This window comes from Streptomyces capoamus (assembly GCF_014654935.1).
Classification (GTDB): domain Bacteria; phylum Actinomycetota; class Actinomycetes; order Streptomycetales; family Streptomycetaceae; genus Streptomyces; species Streptomyces capoamus.
Genome location: NZ_BNBF01000013.1, coordinates 44,861 through 58,367, shown reverse-complemented (window position 1 = coordinate 58,367; position 13,507 = coordinate 44,861). Strand labels below are relative to the sequence as shown.

The following is a 13,507-nucleotide window of genomic DNA, read 5'->3' as shown; positions in this document are numbered from 1 at the left end:
CGGCCAGCGAGGGCGGCAGCTCGCGCTCCGGGACGGAGTGGGCGGCGGGCCCCAGGCGGACGTCCAGGTCGACCCCGAAGCCACGGAAACTGCCTGGGCTGCCCTGCGGGAACACGCCGCTCCGGCCCTGCTCGGCGGTGCCGACGACGACCAGCAGCTCGGGGCGGGCGGCGGCGAGGACGCCGAGCGCGTCCGTGCACGCCGCGCGCGCGGCGTCCAGTTCCGGCGCGGCACCGGCGGCGACCTCGGGGACGAGCAGGGGCGGACAGGGGCATACGGCGGCGGCGACAAGCATGATCGGCAGGGTAACCCGCCGCGGCCGGGCCGCGGCTCACTCCCCGACCGGCACGTCCGCCAAACCGCTCACCGTCGAGCCCCTCACCGCAGAGCCCCTCACCGCAGAGCCCCTCACAGGCCAGCCGATCATCGCCAGGCCGATCACCGCTGGACCTCAGTCGCAGCCGCAGGCGCTCGCCGCCGCCGGCAGGGGGGCCGGGACGCCGATCTTCGGCAGGCCGAGCATGACGCCGGCCGGCTTGGCGGCCGCCTCGGCGTTGCGCTTCTCCCAGGCGTCGCCCGCGCGCGTGCGGCGCACGTCGAGGACGGGGCCCTCGGCGAGGAGGTGGTGCGGGGCGGCGTACGTCACCTCGACCGTGACCACGTCTCCGGGCCGCACCTGCTGCTCCGGCTTGGTGAAGTGGACGAGGCGGTTGTCGGGGGCGCGGCCGGACAGGCGGTGGGTGGCGCCGTCCTTGCGGCCCTCGCCCTCGGCGACCATCAGCTCCAGCGTGCGGCCGACCTGCTTCTTGTTCTCCTCCCAGGAGATCTCCTCCTGGAGGGCGACCAGCCGCTCGTAGCGCGCCTGGACGACCTCCTTGGGGATCTGGTCGTCCATGGTCGCGGCGGGGGTGCCGGGACGCTTGGAGTACTGGAAGGTGAAGGCCTGCGCGAAGCGGGCCTCGCGGACGACGTGCAGGGTCTGCTCGAAGTCCTCCTCGGTCTCGCCGGGGAAGCCCACGATGATGTCCGTGGTGATCGCGGCGTGCGGGATGGCGGCGCGCACCTTCTCGATGATCCCGAGGTAGCGCTCCTGCCGGTACGACCGGCGCATCGCCTTCAGGACGGTGTCCGAGCCCGACTGCAGCGGCATGTGCAGCTGGGGCATCACGTTCGGCGTCTCGGCCATGGCGGCGATGACGTCGTCGGTGAAGTCCCGGGGGTGCGGGGAGGTGAAGCGGACGCGCTCCAGGCCCTCGATGTTCCCGCAGGCCCGCAGCAGCTTGCTGAAGGCCTCGCGGTCGCCGATGTCGGAACCGTAGGCGTTGACGTTCTGGCCGAGCAGGGTGATCTCGGAGACGCCCTCGGCGACCAGGGCCTCGACCTCGGCGAGGATGTCACCGGGACGACGGTCCTTCTCCTTGCCGCGCAGCGCCGGCACGATGCAGAAGGTGCAGGTGTTGTTGCAGCCGACGGAGATCGACACCCAGGCCGCGTACGCGCTCTCGCGCCGGGTCGGCAGCGTGGAGGGGAAGGCCTCCAGGGACTCGGCGATCTCGACCTGCGCCTCTTCCTGGACGCGGGCGCGTTCCAGCAGGACGGGGAGCTGGCCGATGTTGTGCGTGCCGAAGACGACGTCCACCCAGGGCGCCTTCTTGACGATGGTGTCCCGGTCCTTCTGCGCGAGGCAGCCGCCGACCGCGATCTGCATGCCGGGGCGGCCGGCCTTCCTGGGGGCGAGCCGGCCCAGGTTGCCGTAGAGGCGGTTGTCGGCGTTCTCCCGGACCGCGCAGGTGTTGAAGACGACGACGTCGGCGTCGCCGTCCGAGCCCTCGGGGGCGCGCACGTATCCGGCCTGCTCGAGCAGCCCGGCCAACCGTTCGGAGTCGTGGACGTTCATCTGGCACCCGTAGGTGCGGATTTCGTAACTCTTGGGGGCGGGAACGTCCACTGCCGGGCTCCGGTCGCTGCTGCTGGTCATCCCTCAAGGGTAGGCGGTTCCCGGGGGCCGCTGCCGCCGTCCTGTCCGCGTAGCGCCGCCTGCGCGGAGCGTGAGGGCGGTCACGGGACGGGCGGAGGCTGTGCCTGCTGGGCCGCGTTCGCCGCGCTCCTGGCGGCCGTGGACACCGCCCTCATGTCATCGGGGTCGTTGCGGCGCAGTACGTACAGCTTGCCCATGGCGACCAGGCTGGGGCCGCAGAGGACGAGCGACAGCCACCAGGAGTCCCTGGCCGCGTAGATGCCGGCGACGAGCATGGCGACGCTGATCACGGAGCCCAGGTACAGGCCGGTCATCCAGAGCGCGTGCTGGCGCTTCTCCCGCTCCAGCCGCACCATGCGGTCCGCCGCGGCCCTGGCGTTCTCCTCGGCGCGTGCGGTGGCCTCCCGTTGCATGTCCAGCTGTCTGAGCCGGATCTGGTGCTCCCGTTTCAGCTGGGGCTCCAGCGCTTCGAAGGCGATCTTGAGTTTCTCCGGGCCGCCCAGGGCGGCGCCCCATTTCATGGCGATGTCGAGACCCGCCGAGACGACGGGATCGTCGTGCGGGAGAGGCAGAGCACTGCTGTTTTCTTCCGTGGTCACTGCCGGGCGCCTCCGTCGCCGTTGCCTGCCGGGGCGTATTCGAGCTGGATCGGCTCGGGAGGCGGCCCGAGACGTACGAGGAGCCGGGCGAGGGTGTGCTCCAGTGTCTCGCCGGCCGCTCTGGCGACGGCTGGAGTCTCGTCCTGCATGTGGGGTGCGTACAGCATGACCCGGTCCTTGCCCCAGGACTTGGCGCGGTACATGGCCAGGTCGGCGTTGCGCAGCAACTCACCGGCGGTGATCTCCGGATCGGCCGACGCGACTCCGATGGAGGCGGTGACCGTGATATCGCTGCCGTCGACGGTGCAGGGCCGGGAGAGGCTGGTTCTCAGCCGGTGGGCAAGCTCCATGAGGTGCTGTTCGCGGGCCGCGTGGTCACGGCCGCTGTCGTCCACGACGAGGGCCGCGAACTCATCGCCTCCGAGGCGGGCGGTCGTGCCCTCGCTCCCCAGGACGCGCTTGAGCCGAAGGGCGGCCCGGACGAGCAGTTCGTCGCCCGCCACGTGGCCGAGTCGATCGTTGACGGACTTGAAGTCGTCGAGGTCGACGAAGAGCACCGCGATGCCTCGGGTGTCGTCGCGCCGGCCGGACACGGCCTGCTGTACGCGGCGGGTGAACAGGGCGCGGTTGGCCAGGCCGGTGAGCGGGTCGAACTCGGCGCGGTGCTCCAGCTCGGCCCCCAGGCGCACTCTTTCGGTCACGTCCCGGCTGTTGAGGAGCAGGCCGCCGTAATGGCGGTTGACGGTGGACTCGACGTTGCGCCAGCCGCCGTCGCCGGAGCGGAAGCGGCATTGGATGCGGGTGGTGGGTTCCGCCCCGGGGTCGGCGGCGAGGAAGCGGCGTATCTCGTGGACGACGGACCCGAGGTCCTCGGGGTGGATGAGCAGGGCTAGTTCGGTACCGACCAGCTCGTCGGCCTCGCGGCCGAGGACGGCGCTCGCGGCCGGAGAGACGTACCGCAGGATGCCGTTGGGCGCGGCGATCATGATCATGTCGCTGGAGCCCTGCACCAGGGAGCGGAAGTGACTCTCCTTCTGCGCCAGCTCCTGGGTCAGGCTGATGTTGTCCAGCAGCATGAGGCCCTGGCGCACGACGAGCGCGAGGACGACGGATCCGCCCGCGCCGAGCACGACTCGGTCGACGCTGTGGCCGTCGAGGACGTCGTAGAGGATGCCCAGGGTGCAGACGGCTGCGGCGAGATACGGCGTGAGAGCCGCCAGCGAGTTCGCCGTCGGTCCCGCGGCCGGATGCCGGCCGGGCCCGCCAGGGAAGTGAGCGTGCGGCGCGCTGGTCCGGCCGTCGCTCTCCGGCCGACCGCCCCGGTGCCCGGCCCACGGGGCGTACGCGAGGAGCAGGGAGCCCGCGAACCAGCCCGCGTCCAGGAGCCGGCCGGACTGGCGACCGCCGTGCAGCAGCGGCGAGGTGAACAGCAGGTCGCACACCACCGTCAGAGCGAGCGCGCCGAGTGCGGTCCTCACGGCGGTGCGGTGGAGCGCCGAGCGCCGGAAGTGCAGCGCGAGCACCATGCCGACCACCACGAGGTCCAGCAGCGGGTACGCCAGGTACAGGGCGGTACGTGCCACGCCCGGCCCGCCGGACTTCGGCCCGCGGCCGAGGGCGAGGCTCCACGCCAGGGTGAGCAGCGAGCCGCCGACCAGCCAGGTGTCCAGTCCCAGGCGGAGCCAACCCGTTCTGGTCACCGGCCGCTCGACGAACACCAGCAGGCCCACGAGGGCGGGGGGCGCGAAGCACAGGAAGAACGGGTCGGCGTAGCCCGCGCCGGACACGGGCCGCTCCAGGACGACCTCGTACCACCCGAGGACCAGGTGGCCGAGAGCCGCCATCACCGAGGAGAGTGCGAAGAGGAGCCAGGCGGGCCGTGAGCGGTGCTTCGGGGAGCGGGCGACCAGGAGGCAGGACACGGCCGCGGCTCCGGCCGCGGCGCCCGGTCCGAAGTCGCGCATGATCAGGGCCCCTCGAGGGGACCACCAGCCGAGCGCGGACCCGACGGCGTACCCCGCGCACAGGAGGGCCAGGACGAGCGGCGCGTACCGCTGCGGACGCGACAGGGGCGGCCCGCTGCCGGATTCCGGCGGGCGCGTCCGCGAGACGTGGTGACGAGTGCTCACAGCCCCTCCCCCCGGGTCCTCCTGGCACGTGTTGCTCCCGTCCGGACGCTACGCGGTGGGTCACGTCCCCAGCACGACGTCTCCGGTTCATCACCCGATCAGGTGATTACGGCGTGGTGGGCGCCCGGGGACGAACAGTCCCAGGGAACGAGCAGTCCCAGGGAACGAGCAGTCCCGGGTGACCGCCGCCGGTTCAAGGGCCCGCGCGCCGGCGGACGTTTTGCGCCAAAGGGCGACCGAAAGACCGGGCAGGCGTGGGCAAGAGGGCGGGCGACCTGCTTAGGTGTCACCCACGGCTTGTCCGCTGGAGCGGGAAGTGCTTTCTCGCCCGAACGGGGTGACACGGCAGGTGAGGAGAACGGGCGAGTACGCCGCGCTACGGCGCCGATGCACCGGGATTCTGCGCGACCTGGGCATACCGCGGTCGCTCCCCCTGGAGGCCGTCCGGGAGCGGGTGGAGGAACTCAGGGGCCGTCCGCTCGTCCTGAGGGAGCTGCCCGAGGAGGCCGCGGCCACCGGAGCCTGCGGTCTATGGCTCGGCACGGCCAACGCCGACTACGTCTTCTACGAGGCCCGGACCGCCCCGCTGCACCGCGAGCACATCATCCTCCACGAGATCGGCCACGTGCTCTGCGACCACCACCGCAGCCTCACGGAGGAGGGCGGACAGCCGGCCGGTGACCTCCTGGCGGGCCTCCAGCCGCACCTCGTCGCCCGGCTGATGGCCAGGACCAGCTACACGAACACAGAGGAACAAGAAGCCGAGATGATCGCCACCCTCATCCAGAGCGCCGGGACGACCGGCCGGGTGGCCGGACCCCTGGGGCGGCTCGGCGCGTTCCTCGGGGTGACGGCGGACGCCGGTGAGTGAGCTGGCGGCGCGGGTCGGGCTCGCCAGCGTCCTCGCCCTGTGGTTCGCCCTGCTCTGGCGGGCCCGGTCCGCGCTGCGCCGGCCGCAGTTGCGCGGGCTCTGGCTCACGGTGCTGGCCGCGACCACCGCCATCACCCTCTTCCAGCCCTGGATCGTCGGCCGGCTCGCGGCCGCCGGGATCGACGTCCACTCGGTGTCCCTGGCCCGCAATCTGATCGGCGTCCTGAGCGCGGGACTGGTCCTGCTGTTCGTGACCGACTCCCGTCGTACTCCGCGGCTGTGTCTGTACGTGGCGGTCACGATGACGGCGGCCCTGGTCGCCCTGCCCGTCCTCGACCTGCTCCAGGCGGACCAGGCGAGCGGGGGGACGGCGTCCGCGCAGCGGCCCGCGTCGGCGTCGTCGGCCTACTGGCTCATCCTCATCGGTTCCCACCTGGCCGGTGACGCCGTCGCCGTCGTGGTCTGCTGGGCGTACAGCCTGCGCACGACGGAGCGCGACCTCGTCTGGTCCCTGCGGCTGTTCGCGGCGGGCAGCGTGCTCGCGCTCGTCTTCTGGTCCGGTTACCTGTTCCATCTCTACGACCCCGGCCCGCGGCTGCTGCCCTGCCTGTCCGTGATCATGGGCGTGCACGGCTTCCTGCGGGCGGCGTCCCTGCTGGCCCCCACCGCGAGCGCCCTCGCCCGGTCCGCCGGGGCGCTGCGGACCATCTGGCGGCTGTGGCCGCTGTGGCACGACCTGGTGACGGCGGTGCCCCATGTGGCCCTCGCCAGGCCGCGGCGGACCCGGTTGCTGGAGGTGCTCCGGCCACGCCACCCACCCGCCCTGCAGGCGCACCGGCAGACCATCGAGACGTACGACGCCCTGCTGACCCTGCAGCAGTACGTGCGGCCGGACGCCTACGAGCGGGCCCACCGCCACGCCCGGCAGGCGGGGGTGCGTACGGACCGGCTGGCGTCGGCGGCGCTCGCCGGTGCGGTGGACGAGGCCCGGCGGGCCGTCCTCGCCGGGGTACCGCCGTCCGACCCGCACCCGCTGCCCGGGGTGACGCACGGCAGCACCGAGACGCTGCTGGGCATCGCCCGGATGTGGCCCGCCATGACCGGCGTACTGCCCGGTCCGGACCGGGCCTCGTCGGCCCGGCTGCGCTGAGGCCCGGTCAGCTGGGCGCGCCGGGGCCGTTCTCGCCGCCGCGCGGCACGATCCGGTAGTCGAAGGCGAGGGTCCCGGGGTCGAGCGCGGTGGCTCCGCCGTCGACGGTGAGCACGGCGCCGTTGACGTACGACGCCGCCGGGGACAGCAGCCAGCTGATCGCCTCGGCGATCTCGCGCGGCTCGCCGGGGCGGCCCTGGGGCAGCAGGCGGGTCGCCTCCTCGTAGGCGGCTTCCGTGCTTCCGCCGGGCAGCTGCGCCTCCTCGGCGAAGCGCGCCATGCGCCGGTCGGCCATCTCGGTGCGCACCCAGCCGGGACACACGATGTTGGCCCGCACGCCCTGCCGCCCGTAGTCGACGGCGACGGAGCGGCACAACTGGAGCAGGGCAGCCTTGGAGGTGGCGTAGGGCGCGTTGCTCGTGCCGTTGCGCAGTGCGGACACCGAGGCGACGGCGACCACGGAGCCCTTGGACTCCAGGAGGTGCGGGACGGCGGCGCGGAGCAGAAGCAGCGGGCCGGTCACGTTGGTGCGCATGACCTCGTCCCAGTCCCGCAGCGACATGTCGCCGACGGCTCCGCCGCGTCCGATGCCGGCGTTCAGCACCAGTCCGTCGAGCCGTCCGTAGGCGGCCAGGGCGGCCTGGACGAGCCCCTCGGCCGCGTCGGGGTCCCCGACGTCGGACGGGTGCGCCAGCGCGCCCGTCTCCTGCGCGAGGCGCTCCAGGGGTTCGGTCCGCCGGCCGGAGACGACCACGTGGTGACCCGCCTCCGCCAGCAGCCGGGCCGTGGCCTGCCCGATGCCCGAACCCCCGCCCGTCACGACGACAACGCGCTTGTCCTCCACCGCAGTTCCGGTCCCTTCCCCGACCTCGCCGACAGCGCCTGGTCACGCCAGGCGTCTTCGAGCTTAGGGCCCGTTGATCCACTGGAGACGACTTCCGGCCAGCGCCGGCCGGGGCCGCCCGCCGCGTCGGATCACGGGCGGCGCCCACGGGACGGCGGCCCCACGCGCGTGATGTCGTGGCTCGTGCGCCCGCTGTTGCCCGAGCCGCTCGCCGCCGCCGACGCGGGCTCCGGCCGGGCCCCGCGGCGCTATGACGGTCGGGATGGCCGGACTTCGCCGTCATGCGCGACGGCTCCCCGCTCAGCCGCCGGCGGCCAGTCGGTGCAGGGCGGTGACCGTCTTCCAGTTGCGGGTGGTCGCCCGCATGCCGAGCCGGCGCTCGATGAAGGCGTTGTTCAGTTTGGTTCTGCCGTAGCCGTCGGGGACGTGCAGGTGGACCTCGTCGCCGACCAGCGTGAACACGGCCGTCTCCCCGGCCGGCACCTCCAGGCGGGCGGCCTGCTCGGCGGCCGGCTCCCGGGCGAGGAAGGTGACGTGCAGCTTCGCCGGGTCGTCCGCCCGGTGGAGGTACGGGTTCGCGGCGAGGGTGCGGGTCAGCGACTCAGCGGTGCGCAGCAGGACCGTGCAGGACACGCCGAGGCCGTCGGCGATCCGCTCCTCGATGCCGGCGGCGAGACCGGCGGGGGGCCGCGCGCCAGGGGCCGCAGCGGGGTCGGTGGCCGGGGGCCGCGCACCGGGGGCTCCGGCGGGGGCGCGGAACACGACGTTCCCGCTCTGCAGGTACGTCCGGACGTCGTCGTACCCCATGTCGGTGAACAGGGCACGCAGGTCCTGCATGGCGATCCTGGCGCTGCCGCCGACGTTGACCCCGCGCAGCAGCGCGATGTACGTCGTCATGGCATCACATTCCCACACCGTCGCGCACCGGCCACTCGCCCGGTGCGGAAACCCGGTGGAGCGGGCGCCCCCGCTGTGCCTAAGGTCGCGCAATGAGTACGCGAACCTTCCGCATCACCGTCCGCGGCGCCTTCGACGCCCTCACCGACGCCCAGCGCGCCACCCTGCTGGCCGACGCCGCCGAACACGACCTGCTGCGCGCGGCCTTCACCCCCGAGGGCAGCCTCACCTACGACATCGCCGCCCGGCCCGCCTTCGTCTTCCGCTTCTCCGCGACGGGCGAGAAGGAGGAGGACATCCTGGAGGCGACCGAGCAGGCCGAGGAGACGGCGCGGGCCTGGCTCACCGGGCGCGGCTACGGCTTCAAGCACCTGCGGACCAACGCCGAGGACCTCTCCCAGGCGCCCCTGGGCAAGCGCCGGCGCCGGGCCGCCCGCAGTGCCGGCGCATGAACATCGCCCATAAACTTGAGTAGTCAAGAATCCAGCAAGGATCACCGAGGAAGGGAAGGAGGCGGGGCGGGTGAGTGACGCCCTGGACACGGCACTGCGGCTGGTGCGGGCGCAGACGGCGCTCGTCCGGCGCTTCGACGCCCGGCTGAGCGGCCTGCACGGAGTCAGTCTCGCCGACTTCACCCTGCTGCTCCGGCTCGGACAGGCACCCGGCGGCCGGATGCGCCGGGTCGATCTCGCCGAGGCGCTGGGGCTCACCGCCTCCGGGGTCACGCGCGGGCTGGCTCCGCTGGAGCGGATCGGACTGGTGACCCGCGAACCGGACGCCCGGGACGCGCGCGTGGCGTACGCGGCGCTGACCGCGACGGGACGGCGACGGCTGACCCGGATGCTGGTCACGGCGGAGGAGACCGCGGCGGAGATCTTCACCGGACCCGCGTGGCCGGCGACGGACATCGCCGGCCTCGCGGATCTGCTGACCCGCCTCGGCGGTACGGGGCTGTCGGGGCGCTGATCCCGTTCCCCGGCCGACACGACAACTCCCCGTGGCGCAGGTCACGTTGGGCGGTGGCCGGATCGTGCGCGATCCGTGCGCGATCCGTGCGCGATCCGTGCGCGGGGGTGGCATGCTCATGCGCGTCACCGAGTTACCGACCGGTTCTACCCACGAGTAGGACAGCGCGGTACCTCTCTGCCACCCCCCACCCCAGACAGGACCCACCTTGCGCAGACGCATGAGGCACAGACGTGCCCTGCTGCCCGCCCTCGCCGTGACCTCATTGTTCCTCGCGGCGGCCTGCTCCTCGCCCGCACCGCAGGCCGCGCGACTGCCGGCCGCCGGAGAGGGACAGCGGATCGGGACCACCGAGCCCGTCGCCGGGAACACCGGCCACTCGCTCACCGTGGCCCCCGCTGCCGCTCCCACCGCCGCCGCGACCGCCACGGCGGCCCCGCACGGCTCCGGGCCGCGAGCGCACCGGACGACGCTCACCGTCAGCTCGTACGACGGCCGCACCCGACGGGCCGTCATCTCCGGCCGTCCCGACGGAAGCGCACCGCACTCGCCCGCGCCGTCCGCCACGTCCTCCGCCTCCGCCGCACCGCACCGGACCGCCGTGGGCGACGTGATCGCCAGCGCGCCCGCGCCCGGGGCGCCGCGCGGACTGCTCGCCAAGGTCACCAAAGTGATCGGCGAGACCGACGGCGGCACCGAGGTGCAGACCGAGCCGGCCACGCTCAACGCCCTGCTCGGTGACGCGACGGCGAAGGGGGACGTGCCGGTCGACCCGGCGTCCTTCACCGTCGACAAGCTGCTGCCCGACGTGAAGGTGTCCTGGTCGAAGACCGGTGACGCACACGCCGGCCCCAAGGGCGCGACCGTACCGCTGGGCAGCCTCCGGCTGGACGTCGGCGCCGAGGTGCCCGCGGCCGGGGACGCCGCCGCGTCGGCCACCGCCTCGGTGCACGGCTTCGTCCAGGTCGCCCCGCAGGTCGACTTCGCCTACGGCGGCACCCGCGGCGACGCCCCGCCCGGCTCGGCCTACCTCGGCGTGTCCGGCGACTGGGCGTCCGGCTGGTCGGTCAAGGGCCGGGCCGCGGCGGGCACCGGCACCCCGCTGCGCATCCCGTTCGCCAAGCTGCACGCCGACCCCGTCCTGCAGGTCGGCCCGGTGCCCGTCGTCGTCAACCTCGACCTGACCTGCTACCTCCAGATCAGCGCCGACGGCCGCGCCACCGTCGACGTCGAGCAGAGCCTGAAGGGCGACTTCAAGGCCGGCGGCACCTTCGGCCCGGCCCGGGGGTGGACGCCGGTCAGTTCCTCGCACATGGCCGGCACCCCCGTACACGCCTCCGTCACCACCGCCGGCAGCGTGAAGACGGCGCTCGGCGCCGAGGCGGCGGTGGGCCTCTACGGCACCGTCGGCGTCACCGCCGACCTGGCCCCGTACCTGCGCGGCGAGGCCGCCGGCGCACTCACCGCGTCCTCCGACGGAAGCACACCGGAGGCGACGGGCACCTGGGGCGTCTACGGCGGTGTGGACCTGTCGGGGACCCTGCGGATCCAGTTGTCCGTCTTCGGCACCCCCGTCGTCCGGCGAAGCGTCCCGCTGGGCGCGCTGCACCACGAGTGGAAGCTGGCGGGCGGTTCCCTGTCCTCCTAGGCGGGGGCGCCGGGCGGCGTCCTCCGAAGCGGAGGCGCCGGGCCGCAGCCTCCCGGGCGGAGGCGCCAGGCCGCGTCCTTACTGAGCGAAGGCGCCAGGCCGCGTCCCCTGGGCGGAGCCGGCCCCAGCCTCCCGGGCGGAGGCGCCGGACCGCGTCCTCCCGAGCGAGGGCGTCAGGCGCGTCCTCCCGAGCGAGGGCGTCAGGCCGCCCCGTCCGGTATCCAGCCCTGGCGGCGCAGTACGGCCGAGACGTCCGGCGCCCGGTAGTGCTCCCCCTTCAGCACCTTGCCGTCGGCCCGGCGGGTCACCTTCCCGTCCGGGCCGCGCTTGCTCATGTTGGCGCGGTGGACCTCGGCGATCACCTCGTCGAGGTCGATGCCGTGCACCAAGGCCGTGCCGTAGGCGACGTACACGACGTCGGCCAGTTCGTGCGCGAGCCGGTCCAGCGGTCCCTCCACCGCGACCTCAGCGACCTCCGCGGCCTCCTCGGCGAGCAGTTCGCCCCGGTGGGCGGCCAGTTCCGGGTCCACCTCGGTCGGCGTGCCGCGGACGTCGAGGCCGAAGGCACTGTGGAACTCCCGGACGAGGCGGGCGGGCGAAGAGCTCATACGGCGACTCTAACGGCCGCCACCGACAACGCCCCCGCCCCGAGCGGACCCTCGGCGTCCGCTTCGCCCCTCCCCCGCAGGGCCACCGCCCCTGGTCAGTGGCGCGCGTCGCCTGGCAGGATCGCCCGCATGTCCAAGGTGATCCCCCGGCTCGGCAGGCGCCGAGCGCTGCAGGGCGCGGCCGTCGGTGCCGTGGCCCTCGGGCTGCTGCTGTGGTGGCTGCTGCCCCTGGGCCAAGAGCCGCCGAGCGGGACGATCGTGTTCAGCACCGGAAGCCCCCGCGGCGTCTACCAGGAGTACGGCGAGCGGCTCCGTGCCGAACTGGGCAGGGACATGCCGGGCCTGAAGGTGAAGCTGCTCGACAGCGCCGGTTCGCAGGAGAACGTCCAGCGGGTGGCGACCGGGCGGGCCGACTTCACCATCGCGGCGGCGGACGCCGTGGCGACGTACGAGCTGCGCAACGGCAGCGGCGCCGGACGGCTGCGCGGTGTGGCCCGCCTGTACGACGACTACGTGCACCTCCTCGTACCCAGCGACTCGGACATCCGGACCGTCGCCGACCTGCGGCACAAGCGGGTGTCGACCGGGCTGCCCGACTCCGGGGTCCGGCTGATCGCCGACCGGGTGCTGCGGGCCGCCGGCATCGACCCGCGCAAGGACGTCACACCGGTGGCCGACGGCATCGACACCGGGCCGGCGCGGCTGCGGGAGGGGAAGATCGACGCGTTCTTCTGGTCCGGCGGGCTGCCCACGAAGGGGCTGGTCGCGCTGGCGCAGAAGCGGGACTTCCGGTTCGTGCCGATCGACGAAAGCCTCGTCACCAAGCTGCACGACCAGGGCGGGGGCGCGCGCTACTACCGGGCCACCAACATCCCCGAGTCGGCCTACCCGGACGTCCAGCAGGGCGTCCCGGTGCCGACGATCGCGGTGTCCAACGTGCTGATGACCCGTACGGACGTCGATCCCCGGCTGACCGAGTGGGTGACCCGCACGGTGATCAAGAGCCGCGACGACATCGGCGCCCACGTCCACTCCGCACAACTGGTCGACCTGCGCACCGCCATCTACACCGACCCGCTCCCCCTCCAGGAGGGCGCCCGGCGCTACTACCGGTCGGTGAAGCCCTAGAGGGTGCCTTCCGGATCAGTCCGGCCAGGCCCGCGGAGAGCGCCCCCGGTGTCGCCGGCGCTCTCCGCGTGCCGCGGTACCCGCACCGTCACCCGGAGGCCCCGCGGCTCGTGGTGGGCGTACTCCATCGTGCCGCCGCCCGCCGCGAGCAGGGCGCGGGTGATGGACAGACCCAGGCCCGAGCCGTTCACGTTCTGGTGCCGGCCGCTGCGCCAGAAACGGTCGCCCACGCGCGTGAGTTCCTCGTCGGTGAGGCCGGGGCCGGTGTCCGTGACGACGACCGTGGTGGTCTCGCCCTCGACGCGGACCGCGATCTCCACCGTGCCGCCACCGGGGGTGAACTTCACGGCGTTGTCGATCACCGCGTCCAGGGCGCTGGACAGGGCGATCGGGTCGGCCCAGGCCGTGGTGGGCGGACAGTCGCCGGTCAGCCGCACGTCCTTGGCGCGGGCGGCCGGTGCCCACGCGGCCACCCGCTCCTCGGCCAGTGCGCCGATGTCGGTCAGCCGGAGGTCGGCCTCGGCGTGCTCGGCCAGCGCCAGGTCGAGCAGGTCGTCCAGGACCTGCGCGAGGCGCTTGCCCTCGGTACGGACCGAGGCGATCTCCTCGTTGCCCTCCGGGAGTTCGAGGGCGAGCAGTTCGATGCGCAGCAGCAGCGCCGCGAGCGGGTTGCGCAGCTGGTGCGAGGC

The 13,507-nt window shown here is 73.5% G+C and carries 13 protein-coding genes and 1 pseudogene; 6 read left to right on the top strand and 8 right to left on the bottom strand.

Going from position 1 to position 13,507, the window contains the following annotated elements; all coding sequences use genetic code 11:
• The 4 genes and pseudogenes from IE312_RS41110 to IE312_RS20990 all read right to left on the bottom strand — a co-directional run.
• Positions 1-295 (bottom strand): class III extradiol ring-cleavage dioxygenase family protein (locus tag IE312_RS41110; RefSeq protein ID WP_502266979.1); only part of this gene is annotated, 295 nt, incomplete at its 3' end.
• Positions 296-451: 156 nt separating this feature from the next.
• Positions 452-1,978, bottom strand: a complete 1,527-nt coding sequence (gene miaB, locus IE312_RS21000) for a tRNA (N6-isopentenyl adenosine(37)-C2)-methylthiotransferase MiaB (RefSeq protein ID WP_189983899.1) — start codon at positions 1,976-1,978, stop codon at positions 452-454.
• A gap of 80 nt (positions 1,979-2,058) precedes the next feature.
• The gene (locus IE312_RS20995; RefSeq protein ID WP_189983898.1) at positions 2,059-2,577 is read right to left on the bottom strand and encodes a hypothetical protein; all 519 of its coding nucleotides are present in this window, start codon (positions 2,575-2,577) and stop codon (positions 2,059-2,061) included.
• 113 nt (positions 2,578-2,690) lie between these two features.
• Positions 2,691-4,706, bottom strand: a pseudogene (locus IE312_RS20990) (diguanylate cyclase domain-containing protein); the annotation flags it as partial.
• Between the two features lie 349 nt (positions 4,707-5,055).
• Between IE312_RS20990 and IE312_RS20985 the strand changes: the two are divergent.
• On the top strand, positions 5,056-5,577 hold the full coding sequence (locus IE312_RS20985; protein ID WP_189983897.1) for a regulator component: 522 nt from the start codon (positions 5,056-5,058) through the stop codon (positions 5,575-5,577).
• A complete protein-coding gene (locus IE312_RS20980) occupies positions 5,570-6,727 on the top strand; it encodes an MAB_1171c family putative transporter (RefSeq protein WP_189983896.1) in 1,158 nt (385 codons plus the stop codon). Before IE312_RS20985 ends, IE312_RS20980 begins: the two co-directional genes overlap by 8 nt.
• Positions 6,728-6,734: 7 nt before the next feature.
• Here IE312_RS20980 and IE312_RS20975 read toward each other — a convergent pair whose 3' ends face one another.
• Positions 6,735-7,571 (bottom strand): SDR family NAD(P)-dependent oxidoreductase, encoded by an 837-nt coding sequence (locus tag IE312_RS20975; RefSeq protein WP_189983895.1) that lies wholly within the window; start codon positions 7,569-7,571, stop codon positions 6,735-6,737.
• Positions 7,572-7,871: 300 nt separating this feature from the next.
• Positions 7,872-8,468: a DUF1697 domain-containing protein gene (locus tag IE312_RS20970; RefSeq protein WP_189983894.1), complete on the bottom strand. Its 597-nt coding sequence runs from the start codon at positions 8,466-8,468 to the stop codon at positions 7,872-7,874.
• Positions 8,469-8,560: 92 nt separating this feature from the next.
• On the opposite strand from IE312_RS20970, the gene IE312_RS20965 reads away from it, so the two are divergent.
• The 3 genes from IE312_RS20965 (at position 8,561) to IE312_RS20955 (ending at position 11,082) form a co-directional block, all read left to right on the top strand.
• Positions 8,561-8,920 (top strand): DUF6204 family protein, encoded by a 360-nt coding sequence (locus tag IE312_RS20965; protein WP_189983893.1) that lies wholly within the window; start codon positions 8,561-8,563, stop codon positions 8,918-8,920.
• Between the two features lie 70 nt (positions 8,921-8,990).
• Positions 8,991-9,434, top strand: coding sequence for a MarR family winged helix-turn-helix transcriptional regulator (locus IE312_RS20960; RefSeq protein WP_189983892.1), 444 nt, complete (start codon positions 8,991-8,993; stop codon positions 9,432-9,434).
• A gap of 220 nt (positions 9,435-9,654) precedes the next feature.
• Entirely contained in the window at positions 9,655-11,082 is a 1,428-nt protein-coding gene (locus tag IE312_RS20955; RefSeq protein WP_189983891.1) for a hypothetical protein, read from the top strand.
• A gap of 200 nt (positions 11,083-11,282) precedes the next feature.
• Here the strand turns inward: IE312_RS20955 and IE312_RS20950 are convergent, their stop codons facing one another.
• Positions 11,283-11,690: a pyrophosphohydrolase domain-containing protein gene (locus tag IE312_RS20950; protein WP_189983890.1), complete on the bottom strand. Its 408-nt coding sequence runs from the start codon at positions 11,688-11,690 to the stop codon at positions 11,283-11,285.
• Between the two features lie 129 nt (positions 11,691-11,819).
• Between IE312_RS20950 and IE312_RS20945 the strand changes: the two genes are divergently transcribed.
• Positions 11,820-12,818 (top strand): TAXI family TRAP transporter solute-binding subunit, encoded by a 999-nt coding sequence (locus IE312_RS20945; RefSeq protein WP_189983889.1) that lies wholly within the window; start codon positions 11,820-11,822, stop codon positions 12,816-12,818.
• Here the strand turns inward: IE312_RS20945 and IE312_RS41105 are convergent.
• Positions 12,815-13,507 (bottom strand): sensor histidine kinase (locus IE312_RS41105; RefSeq protein ID WP_229900234.1); only part of this gene is annotated, 693 nt, incomplete at its 5' end. The genes IE312_RS20945 and IE312_RS41105 overlap by 4 nt on opposite strands.

Coding starts and splice junctions, on each gene's coding strand:
- IE312_RS20955 (WP_189983891.1), top strand. CDS start 9,655: ATGAGGCACAGACGTGCCCTGCTGCCCGCCCTCGCCGTGACCTCATTG.
- IE312_RS20970 (WP_189983894.1), bottom strand. CDS start 8,468: ATGACGACGTACATCGCGCTGCTGCGCGGGGTCAACGTCGGCGGCAGC.
- IE312_RS20945 (WP_189983889.1), top strand. CDS start 11,820: ATGTCCAAGGTGATCCCCCGGCTCGGCAGGCGCCGAGCGCTGCAGGGC.
- IE312_RS20965 (WP_189983893.1), top strand. CDS start 8,561: ATGAGTACGCGAACCTTCCGCATCACCGTCCGCGGCGCCTTCGACGCC.
- miaB (WP_189983899.1), bottom strand. CDS start 1,978: ATGACCAGCAGCAGCGACCGGAGCCCGGCAGTGGACGTTCCCGCCCCC.
- IE312_RS20950 (WP_189983890.1), bottom strand. CDS start 11,690: ATGAGCTCTTCGCCCGCCCGCCTCGTCCGGGAGTTCCACAGTGCCTTC.